Below are 20,189 nucleotides of genomic sequence, written 5' to 3' on the forward strand. Positions count from 1 at the left end.
TACTACTTCCCTTGCAGCTTCCTCCCTTCGAGTTTTCATTTGAATGAATGCTTTAATCAGTGGAGGAACCCCCCCACTGATTCTTTTAAGAATAACTATTAATCGTACTATTTTGAATGCTTCCTTTTTCTACAACATATGGCTCATCGGCGTTTCCTTTTAGTACAACACCGTCACCAATTTTCACGTCTTTATCAATAATAACACCGTCTATTATACAGTTATCTCCAATTTTGCTCTTCTGCATAATAATGCTATTACGAACAATTGAACCTTTGCCAATTTTAACAGAACGGGAGATAACACTATTTTCTACTTCACCTTCGATAATACTACCGTTTGCAATCATTGTATTTTTCACGGCTGCACCCTTCAGGTAACGAGTTGGTGGTTCATCTTTTACTTTCGTAAAGATCGGTGCTTCTTTCTTAAATAATTGCTTCCAAATAGCAGGCTGCAAAATTTCTAAGCTATGTTTATAGTAACTCTCAATCGAATCAATAATAGCTACATATCCTGTATGCTCATACGTAGCAATATGCAGTGATTTCCCGCGCTTTTCTCTCACTACATCAAATAAACTGTATTGCTCCACATCTTTATATGTCTCAAATAAATCTAACAATAATTGTTTCTTTAACACGTACGTTTGAAGCGAAACCCCTTCATGGCAAACTTCAGTAATATCAGCTGCCGTATGTATATGTCGCTCTAACACCGCCTGAAAATTCAATGCTGTTACGAGATGGCTATTCGTAATAACAACGTATTCTTCTCTAGCTCTTAAGAAATAATCAATATGTCTTCTAAAATGTGCAAAAGAACCAAATTCATCTTGATCACATTGGCAATTTGGCGGGAATAAAAACAGTCCGTCTCTTTTTCTATCTAAATCCCACTGTTTTCCTGAACCAACATGGTCCATTAGTGAACGGTTTTTATGACTTGTAAAAACTGCTACACTATGAATATTAGAATTCACCATATTTGAAAGCATGAAATCAATGAGTCGATAACGGCCCCCAAACGGTAACGCCGCTAGTGAACGATGCCCTGTTACTTTCTTTAAGGAAGGAAAACTTCCCGTTGCATTAATAATTCCTAACATTTTTTCTCCCATTCATTTCATCCCCCTTTTCTATTTCCCTTCAGCAATGAGTACTACATCGTCGACATTTTTTTCTGGACGAATAATTGTTCCATCTTCAATAACCATTTCCGATCCAACAATCGCTCTTTCAATCACAACATTTTTACCAATCTTCGCTCCTGGCATAACGACAGAATCAATAACCATACTACCTTCTTCCACCGTCACTCCTTGGAATAACACAGAATGCTTCACGTCCCCTTCAATGACGCATCCTTCGTTAATAAGTGATTCTTCTACCTTTGCCTGTTCAGCAATATATTGAGGTGGCTCATTTGGATTCACAGAATAAATACGCCAATTACGATCATTTAAATTCAGCGACGTTTCATCGCGAAGTAAATCCATATTCGCTTCCCATAAGCTTTTCACCGTTCCAACATCTTTCCAATATCCTTCAAACGGATACGCCATCAGCTTTTTCCCTTCATCTAATAAAAGCGGAAGTACATCTTTTCCGAAATCATTACTAGATTCAGGATTTCTTGCATCCATCTCTAAATACTCTTTCAAAATTGCCCAGTTAAAAATATAAATTCCCATTGATGCAAGATTACTTCTTGGAAATTGCGGTTTCTCTTCAAATTCAACAATCTCCATCTCTTCGTTCGTATTCATAATACCGAAACGACTCGCTTCATCCCAAGGTACTTCAATAACAGAAATCGAAACGTCCGCTTCTTTCTCCACATGGTAATCTAGCATTTTACTGTAATCCATTTTATAAATATGGTCGCCTGATAAAATCAGAACGTACTCTGGTTCGTACTGACTTAAATAGTTTAAGTTTTGATAAATAGCACTTGCCGTACCTGTGTACCACTTCACACCTGAAGACTCCGCATAAGGAGGTAACACTGTGACTCCACCGCTTACTCGGTCTAAATCCCAAGCATTGCCAATTCCGATATAATTATGAAGTTCGAGTGGTTGATATTGCGTTAAAATCCCTACCGTTTCAATACCAGAATTCGCACAGTTACTTAGCGTAAAATCAATAATGCGATATTTACCACCAAATGGAACAGCTGGCTTGGCTAAATTTTTTGTTAATGCACTTAATCGACTACCTTTTCCCCCTGCTAGTAACATTGCTACGCATTTTTGTTTTTGAGCCATCTTGTTTTTTGCTCCCCTTTCTCGTCTTCACTGGTCGTAATATGGATACGCCAAATGGTGGAATTGTAATTTCTACATGTGCCGCTTGATTATGATACGGTTCTTGAATCGTCTTAAGACGTTTCTTATTCACTTGCCCCGATCCGCCATATTGCTCAGCGTCACTGTTTAAAATCTCGTTATAATACTCGAAATCTGGCAAACCTACTTTATAGTTTTCATATGTAGCTTTCGTAAAATTACATACGACAACTAACGCATCTTCTTGCTTATCCCCTTGGCGGATAAACGAGAAAATACTTTGCTCATGATTATTAGCATCTATCCACTGAAATCCTTCCGGTGAATGATCAAGCTGCCAAAGTGGTTTGGAGCGCTTATACAATGCTATGAGCTCTTTAAAGTAATCATGCATATAACGATGCATTTCAAAGTCATGTAAATTCCAATCTAAATCTTCAAGATCTTTCCACTCATCAAACTGCCCGAATTCTCCACCCATAAAGAGTAATTTCTTACCTGGGTGAGTAAAGAGATATCCATATAATAAACGAAGTTGAGCAAATTTATCCCAGTAATCTCCTGGCATTTTATTTAATAACGACTTTTTCCCATGAACGACTTCATCATGAGAAAGCGGTAATATAAAGTTTTCAGAGTAAGCATATAGTAATGAGAACGTTATTTTCTCATGAATATGCTTCCTGTACTCAGGCGCACACTCCATATATTTCAGCACATCATTCATCCAGCCCATATTCCATTTGTAATTGAATCCAAGCCCACCTTCATACGTTGGAGCTGTTACAAGTGGCCAAGCTGTTGAATCTTCTGCTGTCATAAGAAAATCTTCATCTTCTGCAAATACCGCTTCATTTAACTCTCGTAAAAATGAAACAGCGTGCTCATTACTTTGTTCCTGTCCTTCTTTATTCCAGTACAACATATTCGCAACTGCATCCACCCTGAAACCATCAATATGGAAATAATTCATCCAAAATAACGCATTTGAAATTAAGAAATTACGTACTTCCCTCTTCCCTAAATCAAAATTAACAGTTCCCCATACCAGGTTTTCTTGTACATCTATATCTTTATATTCATAAGTCGGTGTCCCATCAAACAAATATAAACCGTGAGCATCTTTACAAAAATGCCCCGGCACCCAATCTAAAATGACACCGATTCCATATTTATGACATTCATCGACAAAATACATCAAATCATGTGGCGTGCCGAATCTACTTGTCGCTGCATAATATCCCGTTCCTTGATATCCCCAAGAACGATCATATGGGTGCTCAACAAGCGGCATAATTTCAATATGTGTAAATTGATGTTCCACCACATACGGAATGAGCTCCTCGGCCATTTCTCTGTAAGAATACAGAGCGCCATCTTCTTTCTTTTTCCAAGAACCGAAATGTAATTCATAAACTGTCATCGCTTCTTTATAAATCGATTTTTTCTTTCTCTTACGAATCCAGTTTTTATCATTCCATTCATATCCCTCTATATCAAAAACTACAGATGCCGTATTTGGTCTTACTTCTGCATATACTGCGTAAGGATCTGCTTTTAAAATCACGTTACCATCCATCGTTTCAATCGCATACTTATATATCTCATTCTCTTCAATATGCGGTACAAACAAGGACCAAATCCCCTCTTCTGTCACTTGTAGCATCTTATGTTGCTCATAATCCCATTCATTAAAATCTCCAACAACACTCATTGCTTTCGCATGAGGAGCCCATACTGTGAATCGTACACCTCGCATCCCATCTTCCGTCACAATATGTGCCCCAAAGATGTTATAACTGTCATAGTACTTTTCTGTATGAAACTCATCTCGTTTCACTTCTTCACAATTTATTACATCCAATATGTTCACCTCACTAAGATGACAGAATTTTTTTACTCTTTATCATTTCTGCGAAAAACTGAAATATCCTTGTTATTTTTTAAAAAATATTCGTTTTTTTCTTTATTTTCGCTCAAAATATTCAAATTTGCTGTGTAAAATATCGAATTTTGACGAATATTCATTGCAAACGCTTCATTTTCTACTAGTCTTTCATCTTATTATTTATTTCTCAACCTTTATTTCATTAGATCTATCCTATTTTACTCGCTATTTATCACTTAAAATCGCAACAAAATAATCTGTCATAAAAAAATGTTTCTCAACATTTTTTGTCATAATTTTATTGAAATGGAAAATTCATAAGCATATACTTGTTCTCAATAAAGAACATCAAACCTTCGCAAATATAATTCATACTGAAACACTATGTTTACTCTATCCATACTCTAGGCGAAAGTTTGATAAAAATTAAATTAGGGGGCTTTCTTATGTCATTAAAACAAAAGGTTGGGATGGGAGTTGTCACAGCTTCACTTGGCTTATCCCTTACATTCGGCGGTGTATTCGCCTATTTCAGTGATTCTGAAACATCTAGTAACTCATTTCAAGCTGGAACACTAGATCTTTCTATTAATCCAAGTGTAATCGTTAATGTGAAAGATTTAAAACCAGGTGATTTGATCGAAAGAAACTTCAAGCTTGAAAATAAAGGGACATTGGATATTGCAAAAGTAGCGCTTGAAACATCCTATGAAGTGACAGATGCAAAGCAAAATAATGATGGTGAAGATTTAGGTGATCACATCATCGTCAAATTTTTAGTGAATGATGGAAAGCCATCTAATCCAAACGATGATCACGAAATTTTGTGGGAAACAAAACTATCAGAATTAAAAACTATGAAACCTGAGGATGTAGCTACTTCTCTAGAACGTCATAACTTAATAGATGGTATTAAATCTGGTGAAACAGATTATTTACACGTGCTCTTCTCCTTTGAAGACAACGACCAAGATCAAAATAAATTCCAGGGTGATTCCTTACAGCTAAACTGGACATTCCATGCAGAGCAAACACCAGGCGTGGAGAAATAAATTTTAAAATATAAATTATCGGAGGCCTATATATGAAAAAGAAAAATCGTTTTGTTACCGGAATTGTAACGGCTGGCGTTCTATTTTCAACTGCCCTTCCGTTCAATGTACTTGCTGAAAACCCTATTAACCAAATTGACTCTTCAAACGCCCAGTCTTTACTATCAAAACTTTCTAAAGAACAGCGCCAGGCATTACAAACGTTAGATGCCAATCCTGGTTTTACTATTTCGCCAGATATTAATACGAGTAGTTCCGAACCAGTAAATATCATTGTAGAATTTCAAACGGCTCCAGTAAAGATTAATGAATTAAAACAAAAAGAAAAAAGATTACAAGCTGCTCCTGAAAATATAAAAGCACGTATTGATCAAGAACATGAGGAATTCCAAAAAGGATTAAAACGTCTTTATCAATTCAGCCCATCAGTAAAGTCAGGGAATTTCCAGTCTGTACAAATTAAACGTTCTTATAAGCATGCGATAAATGGTGTTGCTCTCACGTTACCTGCAAATACAGTGGAAGAATTGTTACGAATTGGCGTTGTAAAACGTATTTGGAAAGATTACGAAGTGAAACTAAATTTACCAAAACAAGCAGAACAGAAAGCACCTCAAAAACTAACAGATAGCATTCCGCAAATTGGAGTAGATAAGTTACATAGCGAGGGCATTACTGGAAAAGGAATTAAAGTTGGTGTATTAGATACAGGTATTGATTACAATCATCCTGACTTAAAAGACGTGTATAAAGGCTATCGCGCAAAAGCAGGTGAAGATTCTAGTAAGGTAGACCCGAACTCCGTAAAAGGTTGGGACTTTATTAATAACGATGCAGATCCGATGGAAACAACTTATACAGAGTGGCAACAATCTGGTGCTCCTGAATTTGATGATCGTGGTTCTTCCTTCTACACTGCGCATGGTACTCACGTAGCAGGTATCGTTTCTGCTCAAAAGAAAAATAAATCAGATTCCGCAGTAAAAGGTGTTGCACCTGACATTGAACTGTATAACTATCGTGTACTCGGTCCTTACGGAAGCGGCGATAGTTCTGGTATTATCGCTGCAATCGACAAATCTATTTCTGATGGTATGAACGTCATTAACTTATCGTTAGGTGATGATAGCAACAATCCGCTTGATCCAACGTCTATCGCTGTCAATAACGCGATGCTTTCGGGCGTTGTTACAGTCGTTGCTGCTGGGAACTCTGGTCCAAACCCAGCGACACTCGGATCACCAGGTGCTTCTCCATTTGCTATTACAGTTGGAGCAAGTGATAGCTCTATTTCCTTACCGAAACTATCAGGTCATGCTGGACAATTACAATTCCCTAACCTAATTTTATTCGGCAAAAACTTCACTGATAAAATAGAAGATTTCAAAGGGCAATCTCTCCCTATTGAATCTGTCGGAATCGGTACTCCTGACGAGTTTAGTAAAAAAGATGTAAAAGGAAAAATCGCTCTCGTTGCACGCGGTACAATCTCATTTGATGAAAAGATCGCAAATGCGAAACAAGCTGGTGCAAAGGCAGTTATTATTTATAACAATGTGGATGGAGAAATTTCTTACTACATTGGCGAAAGCACAAAATACATTCCTGCATTCCGCCTAACGAAAGAAGACGGGGAAAAACTAAAAGCTCAAATTGAACAAGGCAACACCTCCTTTACTTTTGGTGAAATTAGTTACATTCAAACAGAAGGCGATCATCTTGCAGACTTTAGCTCACGCGGCCCGGTTACATCAAATGATGATATTAAACCTGATATTACAGCGCCTGGTGTTGCTGTACTTTCAACAGTACCTGAGTATATTAACGACCCGCAAGAGGGCGAAAACTACGATGTTTCCTATGAACGTATGCAAGGAACATCCATGGCATCTCCTCATATCGCTGGCGTTGCTGCTCTTATTTTGCAAGAGCATCCAGAATACTCTCCATTCGATGTAAAAACATCTCTTATGAACACGGCTGACGATTTAAAAGAAAAGTATTCCGTATACGAAGTGGGAGCTGGACGAGTAGATGCTTATAACTCTGTTCATACGGAAACAAGTTTTAAAGTGTTAGATACGACAAAAACAATTGTAAATGATGAAGTGATTGAAGTACCTGAAGAAACTGGATCCATTGCATTCGGTAAGTACTATCAAAAAGACGGGGAATCTCTTGAACAAAAACGAAAAATTAAAGTTGAAAATCGCAATAAACAAGAGAAGAAAGAATTTAAAACAGAAATTTCTTATACACCAGCATCTTCCGCTATTAACGATGCTACCGCAAACGGTGTAAAAGTTTCTACTGCTGAAACAATTACAATTGATGCTGGCAAATCAGATGAAATTGAAGCAAAAATTAATATTCCAGCTGGTGCAAAGCAAGGCCGATATGAAGGATACATCCATATTACAAACACGAAAAATAAAGAAGAAACGTATCAAATTCCGTTCTCTATTCGTGTATCAGAGCCTGGTATTGAAAATGCACTATTATCAAGAAAAACAATCTCAACTGATACATCTAAATTCAATCCATACCGTGAATCGTATTTGCACGGGGCATTCCAATTAAACAGCGAACTGGAGACGTTAGATCTTATCGTGAAAGATTCGAAAACAAATAAGGCTCTCGGCTTCATCGGAACGTTAAACACGAGTGGACTAAAAACTGACGTGTATTACTACTTAGATTCATTCTTTAACGGCAGAGTGTATCCTTTTACAAATGATCCTGCAAAACCAATTGGTGATGAGAAAATCGACTTACCAGAAGGTGATTACACAATTGAGTTTGTTGGCTATGATAAAGCCGGAAAAGCACGTGTGAAAGGTGATTATGTCGTAATTGATAATACACCGCCAGAAGTGAAATTAACTGGCTTACAGCCTGGTATTTATGAATTAAATGAAGAAAACTATACAGTAGAAGACGGTAAAAAAGCACTATGGATTAAAGGAAATGTATATGATTCTAACGTTGACTACTTAAAAGGAAAAGGATTTAACATTACGCAAGAAGCGAACGGTGTTATGTACTATGATTATTCTCCATACTTGCATAAGTTTTTGCCTATTAATGCAAATGGTGACTTTAAAGTTGGCATTACTCCTGAATCCTTTAAGGTGGAAGGCCCAATGAATACAGGCATATATATTTTCGATTATGCAACTGCAGGTCCTGACTACCCAAGCGGTGTAAATAACTATTGGTTTATCCCGCAAGGCGCTCAATATGCAAAAGCTAGTTACGATAAAAAGGAATTATATAAAGATGATGAATTCACTGTGACGCTAAACGCCAAACATGTAAAACAATTTGTGTCTGGAGAATTTAACGTAGAATTCCTAGAGAAAAACTTCAAATTTGCAAATGCGAAATTGAATCCTGCTTTTGAAAAGCTCCTTTCCGAAAAAGGGGTAACAGCAAAAGTAAATGAACCGAAACTAGAAGAAGGTTCTGTTACAGTAGGCGGGGCTATTGATGATAAAAACTTCGGCGGATTAGATGGTGATTTCCCGTTCATTGATGTAACTTTCAAAGTAGAAAATGATGAATTTTATGAAGCAAATGCTCAATTAGATTTAGCAGTGTTTGCTTACTGGAAACAAGGTGAATCAGAGCCAAATAGAATGCGTGTCCTTCAAGATCAAACATTCTCAGTTATGTCTTTAAACTCAAAAGTAGAAGGAAATATTAAACCTGGTGCATTCTTAAATGAACGTGGCTATTTAGATGAAAAATTCGATTATACAAAGCTTGGTGTAAAAGTATATGCAACGGATTCTTACCGTCATAAGTTTGAAGGCTCACTTGATAAATACGGTTACTTTAAACTAAATGGACTTCCTGTTAATAAACGTGATTATAACTTATACGTGGAGGTTCCAGGGCATTTAACAAGCCGACTAACAACGAAATTAGGTACTGAAAAAGATGGTAAGCTGCTTGGCCAATATTATTATGCACGACCTGATGAAAATCTTGCCGGTGATGTAAATGGAGATAAAGTAATTGATATAAAAGATGCTGAAATTATCGCTAGCAACTATGGTAAAAAAGGACTATCTGTAAAAGACGGCGACCTTAACAAAGATGGCATTGTCGACGAAAAAGATATTCGTTTCGTTGAAAAGAACTTCTTGAAAAAAGGACCGGATGCATCTAAATCACAAATATCTGTTGAAAAATCAAAAAGCGGTACACTGGCAGATATTTTAAAGAAATTAGGATTAACACCTAAAAAATGATAATAATAAAGAGCACTCTATATAAAGTAGAGTGCTCTTTTCTATAAACGACCCTTATCCAGCAAAAGGGGTATATTGGGGATATACAAGGGAAACCGGAAAAGGAATTTATATTAAATTATATAAAAACTCAGAGGTAGGAAGCAGTTTCCCGCCTCTGAATCATTTAGCAATTATTATAGTACTGGTGCCATTGTTTCTTTTAATACTTTTACAGAATGAGCGAATTTCACTTTTTCTTCTTCGTTTAACTCAAGTTCTACGATTTCACGTACACCTTGGCGGTTAATAACAGCTGGAACACCTACGTAAGCATCTTTCTCACCATACTGACCTTCAAGGTATGCAGATACAGTTAATACGCTGTTCTCGTTGCTTAAGATTGCTTTAGTTACACGAAGTAGTGACATACCGATTCCGTAGTAAGTTGCACCTTTACGTTCGATAATATGGTAAGCTGCATCGCGTACATTTTCGAAGATTTTATCTAAATCTTCTTGTTTGTACTGCTCGTTGTTAGCTAAAATTGTTTCTAGTTTTTGTACACCTACAGTAGCGTGACTCCATACTGGAAGTTCAGTGTCACCGTGCTCACCAACGATGTAAGCATGAACGTTACGTGGATCTACATCTAAGTAGTCACCTAACATGTAACGGAAGCGAGCAGAGTCTAAAGTAGTACCAGAACCGATTACGCGCTCTTTTGGTAAACCAGATTCTTTCCAAGTTACATAAGTTAGAATGTCAACTGGGTTTGTCGCGATTAAGAAGATTCCATCGAATCCGCTATCCATAATACCGCGAACGATTTGTTTAAAGATCTTTGTATTTTTCTCAACTAAGTCTAAGCGAGTTTCACCTGGCTTTTGTGGTAATCCAGCTGTGATAACAACTAAGTCTGCATCTTTACAATCTGCATAGCTACCGCTCCAAACTTTTGTTGCTGCTGGAGAGAATGGTACCGCATGGCTTAAGTCCATTGCTTCCCCTTCTGCTTTTGCTTCATTAACATCTACTAATACGAATTCTTCAGCTACACCTTGGTTGATCATTGAGTAAGCGTAACTACAACCTACAGCTCCTGTTCCTACTAATACTACACGATTGATACCTTTTTTCATGGTAATTTCCCCTCTCTATTGTTCACATCTATTTTTTTATGATTGTTTAAGTAATTAATTAAAATACTAATTTAATGTTGTTTAACTTCTTTACATTCATATTGTAGCACGTATATTTGTGAATTACTTCACAAATTATGACCTATTTGTGAACTTTTTCACATAGAGTGTAAAGTTATTAAATCAAGTATGAAATCAATCTCAATGGAGGCGTTTTCTTTAGATTGTGAACAAAAAGAATGTGATCCAATTATTCCTTATAACTAAATTCAATTTCTATAACAGTATCCCCTTATAAGCTGGACCTCAGTTAGCCTATATAGACTACGGTGAAATAAATGAATTAGCCTATACTTTATCACCTCCCTTTTAACCATTACTGTATATTAAAAAATATCCATTAAAATTAAGCGTTCTTTTCTAGTAATAAACCATCCAATATAAGTGATAGGCTATGCAAAGCTTTAGACAGCTGCATCTCTGCATCTTCAGAATTCGCAATCCAACAAGCAAGGTCCACTAGTCCGCCATTTATGAATCTTGCTAAAGCTTCACAGTCCGTTTTTTCAATAATAGAGTCCTTCATTAATTGTTGAAGTATCTCCGCCATCGTCGTTAAACATTGCGACTGTGATGATTGATAATAACTATTTCCTAATACTGCTGGTGCATCTCGAAGTACGATTCGCTGAATTTCGGGATTAAGTGCCATTGTTAAATACGCACGACAACGCCCAACAAATCCTTCCCATTTTCCTTCCGCCTCATTTGATACTTCCCCTAATTTATTATCCATTTCCATGTCAATTTCTTTTACAACTGCTTCTAACAATCCTTTTTTATCACCAAAATGATGATAAATTGCACCACGTGTTAAACCGACAGATGCTGTAAAATCATCCATAGACGTGTTTACATATCCAACTGTACCAAAAGCTTCTCTTGCTGCACTCAGCAATTTAGCACGTGTTTCAGTAATCATTTCTGCTCTCGTTTTTTTAACCATCTTTTCCTCCTATTTCTATTCATTCTCTTTATTCAAAATAAATCGTATTATAGTATCGTTCTCTATGTAAAAGAATAACTCCTTTGAACGTCAGCTCTCTATCAAGAGATAAAACATTTCAATTGACATACGCACCGTATGTTAATATGATATTGGCATACGGTGCGTATGTCAATTACTTCTAGCCTACAAGATAATATAACTTCTTACCCATACCCTACATTGACTCACTGTCCCTTTTTATAGAAGGTATGAATGAAACAGAGGAGGAGTTAAAAGAATGAAGAATGTATATGTAAACGTCAAATACTTTGGTGATTATTATGTTTAATTCCTACCGTGAAATTTTCAGTGCTCCTGGTACAAAAGGATTCTCATTAGCAGGATTTATAGCTCGGATGCCCATATCAATGATGGGCATTGGTATTGTTACAATGTTATCTCAGTTACGTGGTGACTATTGGCTTGCTGGAGCTGTTGCAGCCACCTTTACATTATCATCAGCTTTACTAGCTCCTCATATTTCTCGTATGGCCGATCAATTAGGGCAATCTCGCATACTTCTTCCGACTACAGGTATCAGTGTTTTCTTTACGATCCTCTTACTTCTATGTACGAAATATGAAGCTCCTTATTGGACGCTATTTCTATCCGCCTTATGTGCAGGTTGTATGCCCAACATGTCAGCCATGGTGCGGGCACGTTGGACTAAACTATACCGTGGATCCCATAAATTGCATACAGCATTTTCCTTCGAATCGGTTGTCGACGAAATTTGCTTCATAATTGGTCCTGTATTATCTGTCAGTTTAAGTGTTATGTTCTTCCCAGAAGCAGGCCCACTTTTATCATCTGTTTTTCTTACAATTGGGGTATGCCTATTCACCATGCAAAAAAGCACAGAACCGCCTGTACACCCTCACGACATTACAAACAAAGGAACAGTGTTTAAAATTGGTTCTTTACGAGTACTAGTATTCACACTCATCGCCATAGGTACTATATTTGGCACAATAGATGTTGTTAGTGTAGCTTTTGCTGAACATCAAGGAAACACGGTAGCTGCTAGCTTTGTGCTTTCTGTCTATGCAATCGGTTCATGCCTTGCAGGTCTAATTTTCGGTACTCTTAAACTCAATACTCCACCCTATAATCAGTTTTTAATAGCAGTCACACTGTCCATGATAACAATGCTGCCACTAGTTTTCGTAAACACTATTCCTTGGCTAGTAGTTATTGTTTTCTTTGCAGGGTTATCTGTCGCTCCTACAATGATTATTACTATGGGGCTTGTGGAAAAAATCGTACCTGAATCAAAAATAACTGAAGGAATGACTTGGGCAATTACAGGACTTGGTATTGGAGTCTCCCTAGGATCAGCGATAGCTGGTTTAGTTATTGATAACTTTGGAGCTCGGGCAGGATTTAGTGTGGCTATTACAGCAGGAGGCCTTGCCTTAACTATTGCACTTTTAGGATACAAAACTCTTCACTCCGCATATAGTCATGCTGTTATGAAACCGGATGGCCGCTCAGCAGAGAGTTAAGACATATAAAAAAGTAGGATTACCTTTTCTTATGAATAAGAAAAGGTAATCCTACTTTAATTCATATAACTTTCTAAAGTTTATTATTTATAATTCGCAGTAGCCCCTAATACAGCCGCTTTTACGTAATTTTGACCGTTTAATTTTTGTAAATCCGCAGCCGTTCCTGTCACAACAACACCGATCACTTTTACATCTTGCTCGCTTGGTTTTGTTTTCTTTCCTTTTAGGTAGTCATATATACGTTTATATTCCTCATAATACTTTCCCTCTTGCTTCAGTCCATTTTGAATTGCTAAAAGGAAATCTTTTTCCGTTCCATTTCCAAATTCAATTTCACCTGACTTTGCTTTAAAACCGTACACCTCATAAGCACTTTGAGTAACATCATCTAAATGATACGAGCTTTTATCATAATATGTGTCTACCCAATACCAAACAGGATGAACCCCTTCTGGTAGCATTTCTTTTATTTCAGACACTTTATATGGTTTATCAAAAGATATAGCCAATTCAGCTACTTTATTTTCATCTTTTATTTTCTCTATATCATTTATATAACTATTATATGAAGCAAATGGGAGATAAAATTGCATTTCTCTTTCCATCGTTTGATTATTATACAATTTACTTGTTTTATTAATACGTTCATTTCCTATTACAACATTATCTGATATTGTTAATGGATTTACATTCGATAATTTGCGAAATGTATTCCAAACTTTATACTCATACACTTCATCCTCCCACTTAACAGGTTTCCCTTCAATCACCTTATACGTTTTATACTCTACTGTGCTTTTAAATAAACCATTAGAAGTAATTGCTACGCCTCTTTCCGTATTAGGTCTTGTAATTTGTCTTATCATATTTAAATCCTGATCCATCTCTGAGTAAGCTCTATTATTCAATTGTGAAATTCCTATTATAAAACCGAAAAATAGAACAATAAAAAGTGAAATCGAAATTACTATAATTTTTAATAGTTGTCTTCGCTTCGCCTTCTTCAACATTTTTGATACTTTACTCGATTCTATATCAAAATCAAACTCATCTCTGCTCATCTTTAAACCTCCTATACAGCTTTTTAAACTCATTACGAGCCCTATACAATGAAACACGCACGGTCTCTTCTTTCATCTCTAATACGGTTGCTATTTCCTTATATGCGAGTTCATAGTCATACTTTAATAAGAGAATATGTTTATATACTGGATTCATCTTTCCGAGTATGCTTTGTATTTCTACTTGAAGCTCTTTCCTTAAAAGCGGTTCATCTAATCCTTTTGATCCGATTAATTGAACAGATTCAATTGGAATTTCTTCAATACGCCTTTGCCTTCTTGCTAGATCACGATGCCTATTAATCGCAACTTGAAATAACCATGTTTTTATATGCTTAATTTTCATATTCGGTATAGATACTAACGCTTTATGTATCGTATCTTGAACGATATCCTCCGCTTCTACTGGTGTCACTCCAATTTTAAGCAAATACCTATAAATACTTTTTGATGTTTCTATAATGACCTTTTCATACTCCATCGCTCTCTCCTTTCTATTAGTTAGACGATTCAAATAGAAAAAAGTATACAAGAAATCAAAAAAAAGCAGACTATCCAAAGTCCACTTTTACACAACAAAAAAGAGATAGCAGATTATGCTATCTCTTTTAGTATGACCCGTACGGGATTCGAACCCGTGTTACCGCCGTGAAAGGGCGGTGTCTTAACCACTTGACCAACGGGCCAGTTCTGGCAGAGAAGAAGGGATTCGAACCCTCGCACCGCGTTCGCGATCTACTCCCTTAGCAGGGGAGCCCCTTGAGCCACTTGGGTACTTCTCTATAATATGGCTCCGCAGGTAGGACTCGAACCTACGACCGATCGGTTAACAGCCGATAGCTCTACCACTGAGCTACTGCGGAACAATTATGGTGGGCCTAAATGGACTCGAACCATCGACCTCACGCTTATCAGGCGTGCGCTCTAACCAGCTGAGCTATAGGCCCATAATTGAAAAGCGGGTGAAGAGAATCGAACTCTCGACCAGAGCTTGGAAGGCTCTTGTTTTACCACTAAACTACACCCGCATTAAATTGTAAATGGTGAGCCATGAAGGATTCGAACCTTCGACCCTCTGATTAAAAGTCAGATGCTCTACCAACTGAGCTAATGGCTCATTTTGAAAGTGGTGCCGACTAGAGGACTTGAACCCCCAACCTACTGATTACAAGTCAGTTGCTCTACCAATTGAGCTAAGTCGGCTTGCGACTTCAAAATGGTGGCTCGGGACGGAATCGAACCGCCGACACGAGGATTTTCAGTCCTCTGCTCTACCGACTGAGCTACCGAGCCTTTATGTAAAAAAATGGCGGTCCCGACCGGGGTCGAACCGGCGATCTCCTGCGTGACAGGCAGGCATGTTAACCACTACACCACGGGACCATTTGGTTGCGGGGACAGGATTTGAACCTGCGACCTTCGGGTTATGAGCCCGACGAGCTACCGTGCTGCTCCACCCCGCGATAATAAAATATTTAATTTAGAAAAAATGGAGGAGGTAGAGGGATTCGAACCCCCGCGCGACTCTCGCCGCCTGTCGGTTTTCAAGACCGATCCCTTCAGCCGAACTTGGGTATACCTCCGAGATAGAAACGTCTAATGGTGGACCTTGTAGGACTCGAACCTACGACCGGACGGTTATGAGCCGTCTGCTCTAACCAGCTGAGCTAAAGGTCCTTTATGGTAGCGGCGGAGGGGATCGAACCCCCGACCTCACGGGTATGAACCGTACGCTCTAGCCAGCTGAGCTACACCGCCATAAATGATATTAAAAAAGTGGAGCCTAGCGGGATCGAACCGCTGACCTCCTGCGTGCAAGGCAGGCGCTCTCCCAGCTGAGCTAAGGCCCCATGTTTTTGGAAAATCGGGAAGACAGGATTTGAACCTGCGACCCCCTGGTCCCAAACCAGGTGCTCTACCAAGCTGAGCCACTTCCCGTTAATAAAAGCGCGCCCGAGAGGAGTCGAACCCCTAACCTCTTGATCCGTAGTCAAACGCTCTATCCAATTGAGCTACGGGCGCATATGGTGCCGAGGGCGGGGGTCGAACCCGCACGGTGGTCACCCACCGCAGGATTTTAAGTCCTGTGCGTCTGCCTGTTCCGCCACCCCGGCATGTCATATTGAAAATTGGAGCGGAAGACGGGATTCGAACCCGCGACCCCAACCTTGCAAGGTTGTATTCTACCACTGAACTACTTCCGCAAGACATGTATGAGTTATTTTATTAAAAGTGCGGGTGAAGGGAGTCGAACCCCCACGCCAAAGGCGCTAGATCCTAAGTCTAGTGCGTCTGCCAATTCCGCCACACCCGCATATTAATGATTTAAAGAAAAAATGGGGCGACTGATGGGAATCGAACCCACGAATGCCGGAGCCACAATCCGGTGCGTTAACCACTTCGCCACAACCGCCATGATTTTCTGGTGCCGACTAGAGGACTTGAACCCCCAACCTACTGATTACAAGTCAGTTGCTCTACCAATTGAGCTAAGTCGGCTAAATGGTGGAGGATGACGGGATCGAACCGCCGACCCCCTGCTTGTAAGGCAGGTGCTCTCCCAGCTGAGCTAATCCTCCGAATTGCCTGGCAACGTCCTACTCTCACAGGGACAAGGTCCCAACTACCATCGGCGCTAGAGAGCTTAACTTCCGTGTTCGGTATGGGAACGGGTGTGCTCTCTGCCATCATTACCAGACTGTATTCATTTAAGACAAGAATTATTGTAACTCATTTAACTTTTAAAGTCAACAAGTTTTTTATATTCTTTCAAAACTAGATAACATTGCTTCATATTATATGGTTAAGTCCTCGATCTATTAGTATTCGTCAGCTCCACATGTCACCATGCTTCCACCTCGAACCTATCAACCTGATCATCTTTCAGGGATCTTACTAGCTTACGCTATGGGAAATCTCATCTTGAGGGGGGCTTCATGCTTAGATGCTTTCAGCACTTATCCCTTCCGCACATAGCTACCCAGCTATGCCCTTGGCAGAACAACTGGTACACCAGCGGTGCGTCCATCCCGGTCCTCTCGTACTAAGGACAGCTCCTCTCAAATTTCCTACGCCCACGACGGATAGGGACCGAACTGTCTCACGACGTTCTGAACCCAGCTCGCGTACCGCTTTAATGGGCGAACAGCCCAACCCTTGGGACCGACTACAGCCCCAGGATGCGATGAGCCGACATCGAGGTGCCAAACCTCCCCGTCGATGTGGACTCTTGGGGGAGATAAGCCTGTTATCCCCGGGGTAGCTTTTATCCGTTGAGCGATGGCCCTTCCATGCGGAACCACCGGATCACTAAGCCCGACTTTCGTCCCTGCTCGACTTGTAGGTCTCGCAGTCAAGCTCCCTTATGCCTTTGCACTCTACGAATGATTTCCAACCATTCTGAGGGAACCTTTGGGCGCCTCCGTTACACTTTAGGAGGCGACCGCCCCAGTCAAACTGCCCACCTGACACTGTCTCCCGGGTCGATAAGACCCGTAGGTTAGAATTTCAATACATTCAGGGCGGTATCCCACCAGCGCCTCCACCGAAGCTAGCGCTCCGGTTTCAATGGCTCCCGCCTATCCTGTACAAAATGTACCAAAATTCAATATCAGGCTACAGTAAAGCTCCACGGGGTCTTTCCGTCCTGTCGCGGGTAACCTGCATCTTCACAGGTACTATAATTTCACCGAGTCTCTGGTTGAGACAGTGCCCAAATCGTTACACCTTTCGTGCGGGTCGGAACTTACCCGACAAGGAATTTCGCTACCTTAGGACCGTTATAGTTACGGCCGCCGTTTACTGGGGCTTCAGTTCAGAGCTTCGCTTACGCTAACCCCTCTCCTTAACCTTCCAGCACCGGGCAGGTGTCACCCCCTATACTTCGCCTTACGGCTTCGCAGAGAGCTGTGTTTTTGCTAAACAGTCGCTTGGGCCTATTCACTGCGGCTTTCCGTTAAGAAAGCACCCCTTCTCCCGAAGTTACGGGGTCATTTTGCCGAGTTCCTTAACCAGAGTTCTCTCGCACACCTTAGGATTCTCTCCTCGCCTACCTGTGTCGGTTTGCGGTACAGGCACCTTTTATCTCGCTAGAAGCTTTTCTTGGCAGCGGGGAATCAAAGACTTCGCTCCATAAGGAGCTTCCCCATCACAGCTCAGCCTTCACGATAAGCGGATTTGCCTACTTATCAGCCTAACTGCTTGGACGTGCACAACCAATCGCACGCTTCTTCTATCCTTCTGCGTCCCTCCATTGCTCAAACGATAAAGAGGTGGTACAGGAATATCAACCTGTTGTCCATCGCCTACGCCTGTCGGCCTCGGCTTAGGTCCTGACTAACCCTGAGCGGACGAGCCTTCCTCAGGAAACCTTAGGCATTCGGTGGACGGGATTCTCACCCGTCTTTCGCTACTCATACCGGCATTCTCACTTCTAAGCGCTCCACCAGTCCTTCCGGTCTGACTTCACTGCACTTAGAACGCTCCCCTACCACTGATACCATTGGTATCAATTCGCAGCTTCGGTGGTGTATTTAGCCCCGGTACATTTTCGGCGCAGAGTCACTCGACTAGTGAGCTATTACGCACTCTTTAAATGGTGGCTGCTTCTAAGCCAACATCCTAGTTGTCTAAGCAACTCCACATCCTTTTCCACTTAATACACACTTTGGGACCTTAGCTGGCGATCTGGGCTGTTTCCCTCTTGACTACGGATCTTATCACTCGCAGTCTGACTCCTAAGGATAAGTCATTGGCATTCGGAGTTTGACTGAATTCGGTAATCCGATGAGGACCCCTAGTTCAATCAGTGCTCTACCTCCAAGACTCTTACACTTAAGGCTAGCCCTAAAGCTATTTCGGGGAGAACCAGCTATCTCCAGGTTCGATTGGAATTTCTCCGCTACCCACACCTCATCCCCGCACTTTTCAACGTGCGTGGGTTCGGGCCTCCATTCAGTGTTACCTGAACTTCACCCTGGACATGGGTAGATCACCTGGTTTCGGGTCTACGACCACGTACTAAACGCCCTATTCAGACTCGCTTTCGCTGCGGCTCCGCCTCTTCAGCTTAACCTCGCACGGGATCGTAACTCGCCGGTTCATTCTACAAAAGGCACGCCATCACCCATTAACGGGCTCTGACTATTTGTAGGCACACGGTTTCAGGATCTCTTTCACTCCCCTTCCGGGGTGCTTTTCACCTTTCCCTCACGGTACTGGTTCACTATCGATCACTAGGGAGTATTTAGCCTTGGGAGATGGTCCTCCCAGATTCCGACGGAATTTCACGTGTTCCGCCGTACTCAGGATACATTCAAGAGAGAATGAAGTTTCGACTACGGGGTTGTTACCCTCTACGACGGACCTTTCCAGGTCGCTTCGTCTACCTCATTCCTTTGTAACTCCGTATAGAATGTCCTACAACCCCAAGAGGCAAGCCTCTTGGTTTGGGCTATGTTCCGTTTCGCTCGCCGCTACTCAGGAAATCGCATTTGCTTTCTCTTCCTCCAGGTACTTAGATGTTTCAGTTCCCTGGGTCTGTCTTCCTTACCCTATGTATTCAGGTAAGGATACCATACCATTACGTATGGTGGGTTTCCCCATTCGGAAATCTTCGGATCAAAGCTTACTTACAGCTCCCCGAAGCATATCGGCGTTAGTCCCGTCCTTCATCGACTCCTAGTGTCAAGGCATCCACCGTGCGCCCTTTCTAACTTAACCAAACTAAAAATTAAAAAATATGAGCTACACTGTTATCTAGTTTTCAAAGAACATACATTTATATATGAGAGATAGTTCTCTCAAAACTGAACAAAACGAAACACGGAAACTTATATTGATGAACAGCGTTCATCAATTCTCCATAGAAAGGAGGTGATCCAGCCGCACCTTCCGATACGGCTACCTTGTTACGACTTCACCCCAATCATCTGTCCCACCTTAGGCGGCTGGCTCCAAAAAGGTT

The 20,189-nt window shown here is 40.4% G+C and carries 10 protein-coding genes, 22 tRNA genes and 3 rRNA genes (1 of these 35 running past the window's edge); 3 read left to right on the forward strand and 32 right to left on the reverse strand.

The window, feature by feature from the left end; genetic code table 11:
• Positions 1-85: 85 nt before the first annotated feature.
• Genes glgD through glgB form a run of 3 tightly spaced genes read right to left on the reverse strand, consistent with a single transcriptional unit; the run spans position 86 to position 4,154 of the window.
• On the reverse strand, positions 86-1,120 hold the full coding sequence (gene glgD, locus MHB74_RS24075; protein ID WP_000504142.1) for a glucose-1-phosphate adenylyltransferase subunit GlgD: 1,035 nt from the start codon (positions 1,118-1,120) through the stop codon (positions 86-88).
• A gap of 18 nt (positions 1,121-1,138) precedes the next feature.
• Positions 1,139-2,269: a glucose-1-phosphate adenylyltransferase gene (gene glgC, locus MHB74_RS24080; RefSeq protein ID WP_061679986.1), complete on the reverse strand. Its 1,131-nt coding sequence runs from the start codon at positions 2,267-2,269 to the stop codon at positions 1,139-1,141.
• Positions 2,217-4,154, reverse strand: coding sequence for a 1,4-alpha-glucan branching protein GlgB (gene glgB / locus MHB74_RS24085; protein WP_061679985.1), 1,938 nt, complete (start codon positions 4,152-4,154; stop codon positions 2,217-2,219). The genes glgC and glgB overlap by 53 nt, the downstream gene beginning before the upstream one ends.
• Before the next feature lie 470 nt (positions 4,155-4,624).
• Between glgB and MHB74_RS24090 the strand changes: the two genes are divergently transcribed.
• Both MHB74_RS24090 and MHB74_RS24095 read left to right on the forward strand, forming a co-directional pair.
• Positions 4,625-5,230 (forward strand): CalY family protein, encoded by a 606-nt coding sequence (locus MHB74_RS24090; protein WP_061679984.1) that lies wholly within the window; start codon positions 4,625-4,627, stop codon positions 5,228-5,230.
• Between the two features lie 32 nt (positions 5,231-5,262).
• On the forward strand, positions 5,263-9,486 hold the full coding sequence (locus tag MHB74_RS24095) for a S8 family serine peptidase (RefSeq protein WP_061679983.1): 4,224 nt from the start codon (positions 5,263-5,265) through the stop codon (positions 9,484-9,486).
• Positions 9,487-9,662: 176 nt separating this feature from the next.
• Here the strand turns inward: MHB74_RS24095 and MHB74_RS24100 are convergent, their stop codons facing one another.
• Together MHB74_RS24100 and MHB74_RS24105 are read right to left on the reverse strand one after the other, a co-directional pair.
• Positions 9,663-10,607 (reverse strand): L-lactate dehydrogenase, encoded by a 945-nt coding sequence (locus MHB74_RS24100; RefSeq protein ID WP_061679982.1) that lies wholly within the window; start codon positions 10,605-10,607, stop codon positions 9,663-9,665.
• Positions 10,608-11,013: 406 nt separating this feature from the next.
• Positions 11,014-11,613, reverse strand: coding sequence for a TetR/AcrR family transcriptional regulator (locus MHB74_RS24105; protein WP_061679981.1), 600 nt, complete (start codon positions 11,611-11,613; stop codon positions 11,014-11,016).
• A gap of 323 nt (positions 11,614-11,936) precedes the next feature.
• On the opposite strand from MHB74_RS24105, the gene MHB74_RS24110 reads away from it, so the two are divergent.
• Positions 11,937-13,160 carry an MFS transporter gene (locus MHB74_RS24110; RefSeq protein ID WP_061679980.1) on the forward strand — a complete coding sequence of 408 codons (1,224 nt, stop codon included), beginning with the start codon at positions 11,937-11,939 and terminating at the stop codon, positions 13,158-13,160.
• Positions 13,161-13,243: 83 nt separating this feature from the next.
• Here the strand turns inward: MHB74_RS24110 and MHB74_RS24115 are convergent, their stop codons facing one another.
• The 27 genes from MHB74_RS24115 to MHB74_RS24245 all read right to left on the reverse strand — a co-directional run.
• Entirely contained in the window at positions 13,244-14,224 is a 981-nt protein-coding gene (locus tag MHB74_RS24115) for an anti-sigma factor (protein WP_061679979.1), read from the reverse strand.
• Entirely contained in the window at positions 14,211-14,705 is a 495-nt protein-coding gene (locus MHB74_RS24120) for an RNA polymerase sigma factor (RefSeq protein WP_061679978.1), read from the reverse strand. Before MHB74_RS24120 ends, MHB74_RS24115 begins: the two co-directional genes overlap by 14 nt.
• Positions 14,706-14,838: 133 nt before the next feature.
• A tRNA-Glu gene (locus tag MHB74_RS24125) sits at positions 14,839-14,910 on the reverse strand.
• 5 nt (positions 14,911-14,915) lie between these two features.
• Positions 14,916-15,006: transfer RNA gene (locus tag MHB74_RS24130), tRNA-Ser, on the reverse strand.
• A gap of 6 nt (positions 15,007-15,012) precedes the next feature.
• Positions 15,013-15,087, reverse strand: a tRNA-Asn gene (locus MHB74_RS24135).
• A 7-nt stretch (positions 15,088-15,094) separates the two neighbouring features.
• Positions 15,095-15,171 (reverse strand) — tRNA-Ile (locus MHB74_RS24140).
• Positions 15,172-15,181: 10 nt separating this feature from the next.
• Positions 15,182-15,252: transfer RNA gene (locus MHB74_RS24145), tRNA-Gly, on the reverse strand.
• Positions 15,253-15,265: 13 nt separating this feature from the next.
• Positions 15,266-15,341 (reverse strand) — tRNA-Lys (locus MHB74_RS24150).
• 10 nt (positions 15,342-15,351) lie between these two features.
• Positions 15,352-15,427 (reverse strand) — tRNA-Thr (locus MHB74_RS24155).
• 14 nt (positions 15,428-15,441) lie between these two features.
• Positions 15,442-15,517, reverse strand: a tRNA-Phe gene (locus MHB74_RS24160).
• A gap of 14 nt (positions 15,518-15,531) precedes the next feature.
• Positions 15,532-15,607, reverse strand: a tRNA-Asp gene (locus MHB74_RS24165).
• A gap of 3 nt (positions 15,608-15,610) precedes the next feature.
• Positions 15,611-15,687 (reverse strand) — tRNA-Met (locus MHB74_RS24170).
• Between the two features lie 27 nt (positions 15,688-15,714).
• Positions 15,715-15,807, reverse strand: a tRNA-Ser gene (locus tag MHB74_RS24175).
• Positions 15,808-15,824: 17 nt separating this feature from the next.
• A tRNA-Ile gene (locus tag MHB74_RS24180) sits at positions 15,825-15,901 on the reverse strand.
• A 4-nt stretch (positions 15,902-15,905) separates the two neighbouring features.
• Positions 15,906-15,982 (reverse strand) — tRNA-Met (locus tag MHB74_RS24185).
• Between the two features lie 19 nt (positions 15,983-16,001).
• A tRNA-Ala gene (locus tag MHB74_RS24190) sits at positions 16,002-16,074 on the reverse strand.
• A gap of 14 nt (positions 16,075-16,088) precedes the next feature.
• Positions 16,089-16,162 (reverse strand) — tRNA-Pro (locus tag MHB74_RS24195).
• A gap of 10 nt (positions 16,163-16,172) precedes the next feature.
• A tRNA-Arg gene (locus MHB74_RS24200) sits at positions 16,173-16,246 on the reverse strand.
• 3 nt (positions 16,247-16,249) lie between these two features.
• Positions 16,250-16,338, reverse strand: a tRNA-Leu gene (locus MHB74_RS24205).
• A 16-nt stretch (positions 16,339-16,354) separates the two neighbouring features.
• Positions 16,355-16,428 (reverse strand) — tRNA-OTHER (locus tag MHB74_RS24210).
• A gap of 29 nt (positions 16,429-16,457) precedes the next feature.
• Positions 16,458-16,538: transfer RNA gene (locus tag MHB74_RS24215), tRNA-Leu, on the reverse strand.
• Between the two features lie 23 nt (positions 16,539-16,561).
• Positions 16,562-16,637: transfer RNA gene (locus tag MHB74_RS24220), tRNA-His, on the reverse strand.
• Between the two features lie 10 nt (positions 16,638-16,647).
• Positions 16,648-16,723: transfer RNA gene (locus MHB74_RS24225), tRNA-Thr, on the reverse strand.
• Between the two features lie 4 nt (positions 16,724-16,727).
• Positions 16,728-16,803, reverse strand: a tRNA-Val gene (locus tag MHB74_RS24230).
• Between the two features lie 5 nt (positions 16,804-16,808).
• A 5S ribosomal RNA gene (rrf, locus tag MHB74_RS24235) occupies positions 16,809-16,922 on the reverse strand.
• A 101-nt stretch (positions 16,923-17,023) separates the two neighbouring features.
• A 23S ribosomal RNA gene (locus tag MHB74_RS24240) occupies positions 17,024-19,945 on the reverse strand.
• Positions 19,946-20,091: 146 nt separating this feature from the next.
• Positions 20,092-20,189, reverse strand: a 16S ribosomal RNA gene (locus tag MHB74_RS24245); it runs 1,454 nt beyond the window's last position.
• Together the 16S, 23S and 5S rRNA genes with 22 tRNA genes alongside form the textbook arrangement of a ribosomal RNA operon.

The sequence above is a fragment of the Bacillus sp. FSL K6-0069 genome, assembly GCF_038007785.1.
Classification (GTDB): Bacteria; Bacillota; Bacilli; order Bacillales; family Bacillaceae_G; genus Bacillus_A; species Bacillus_A mobilis.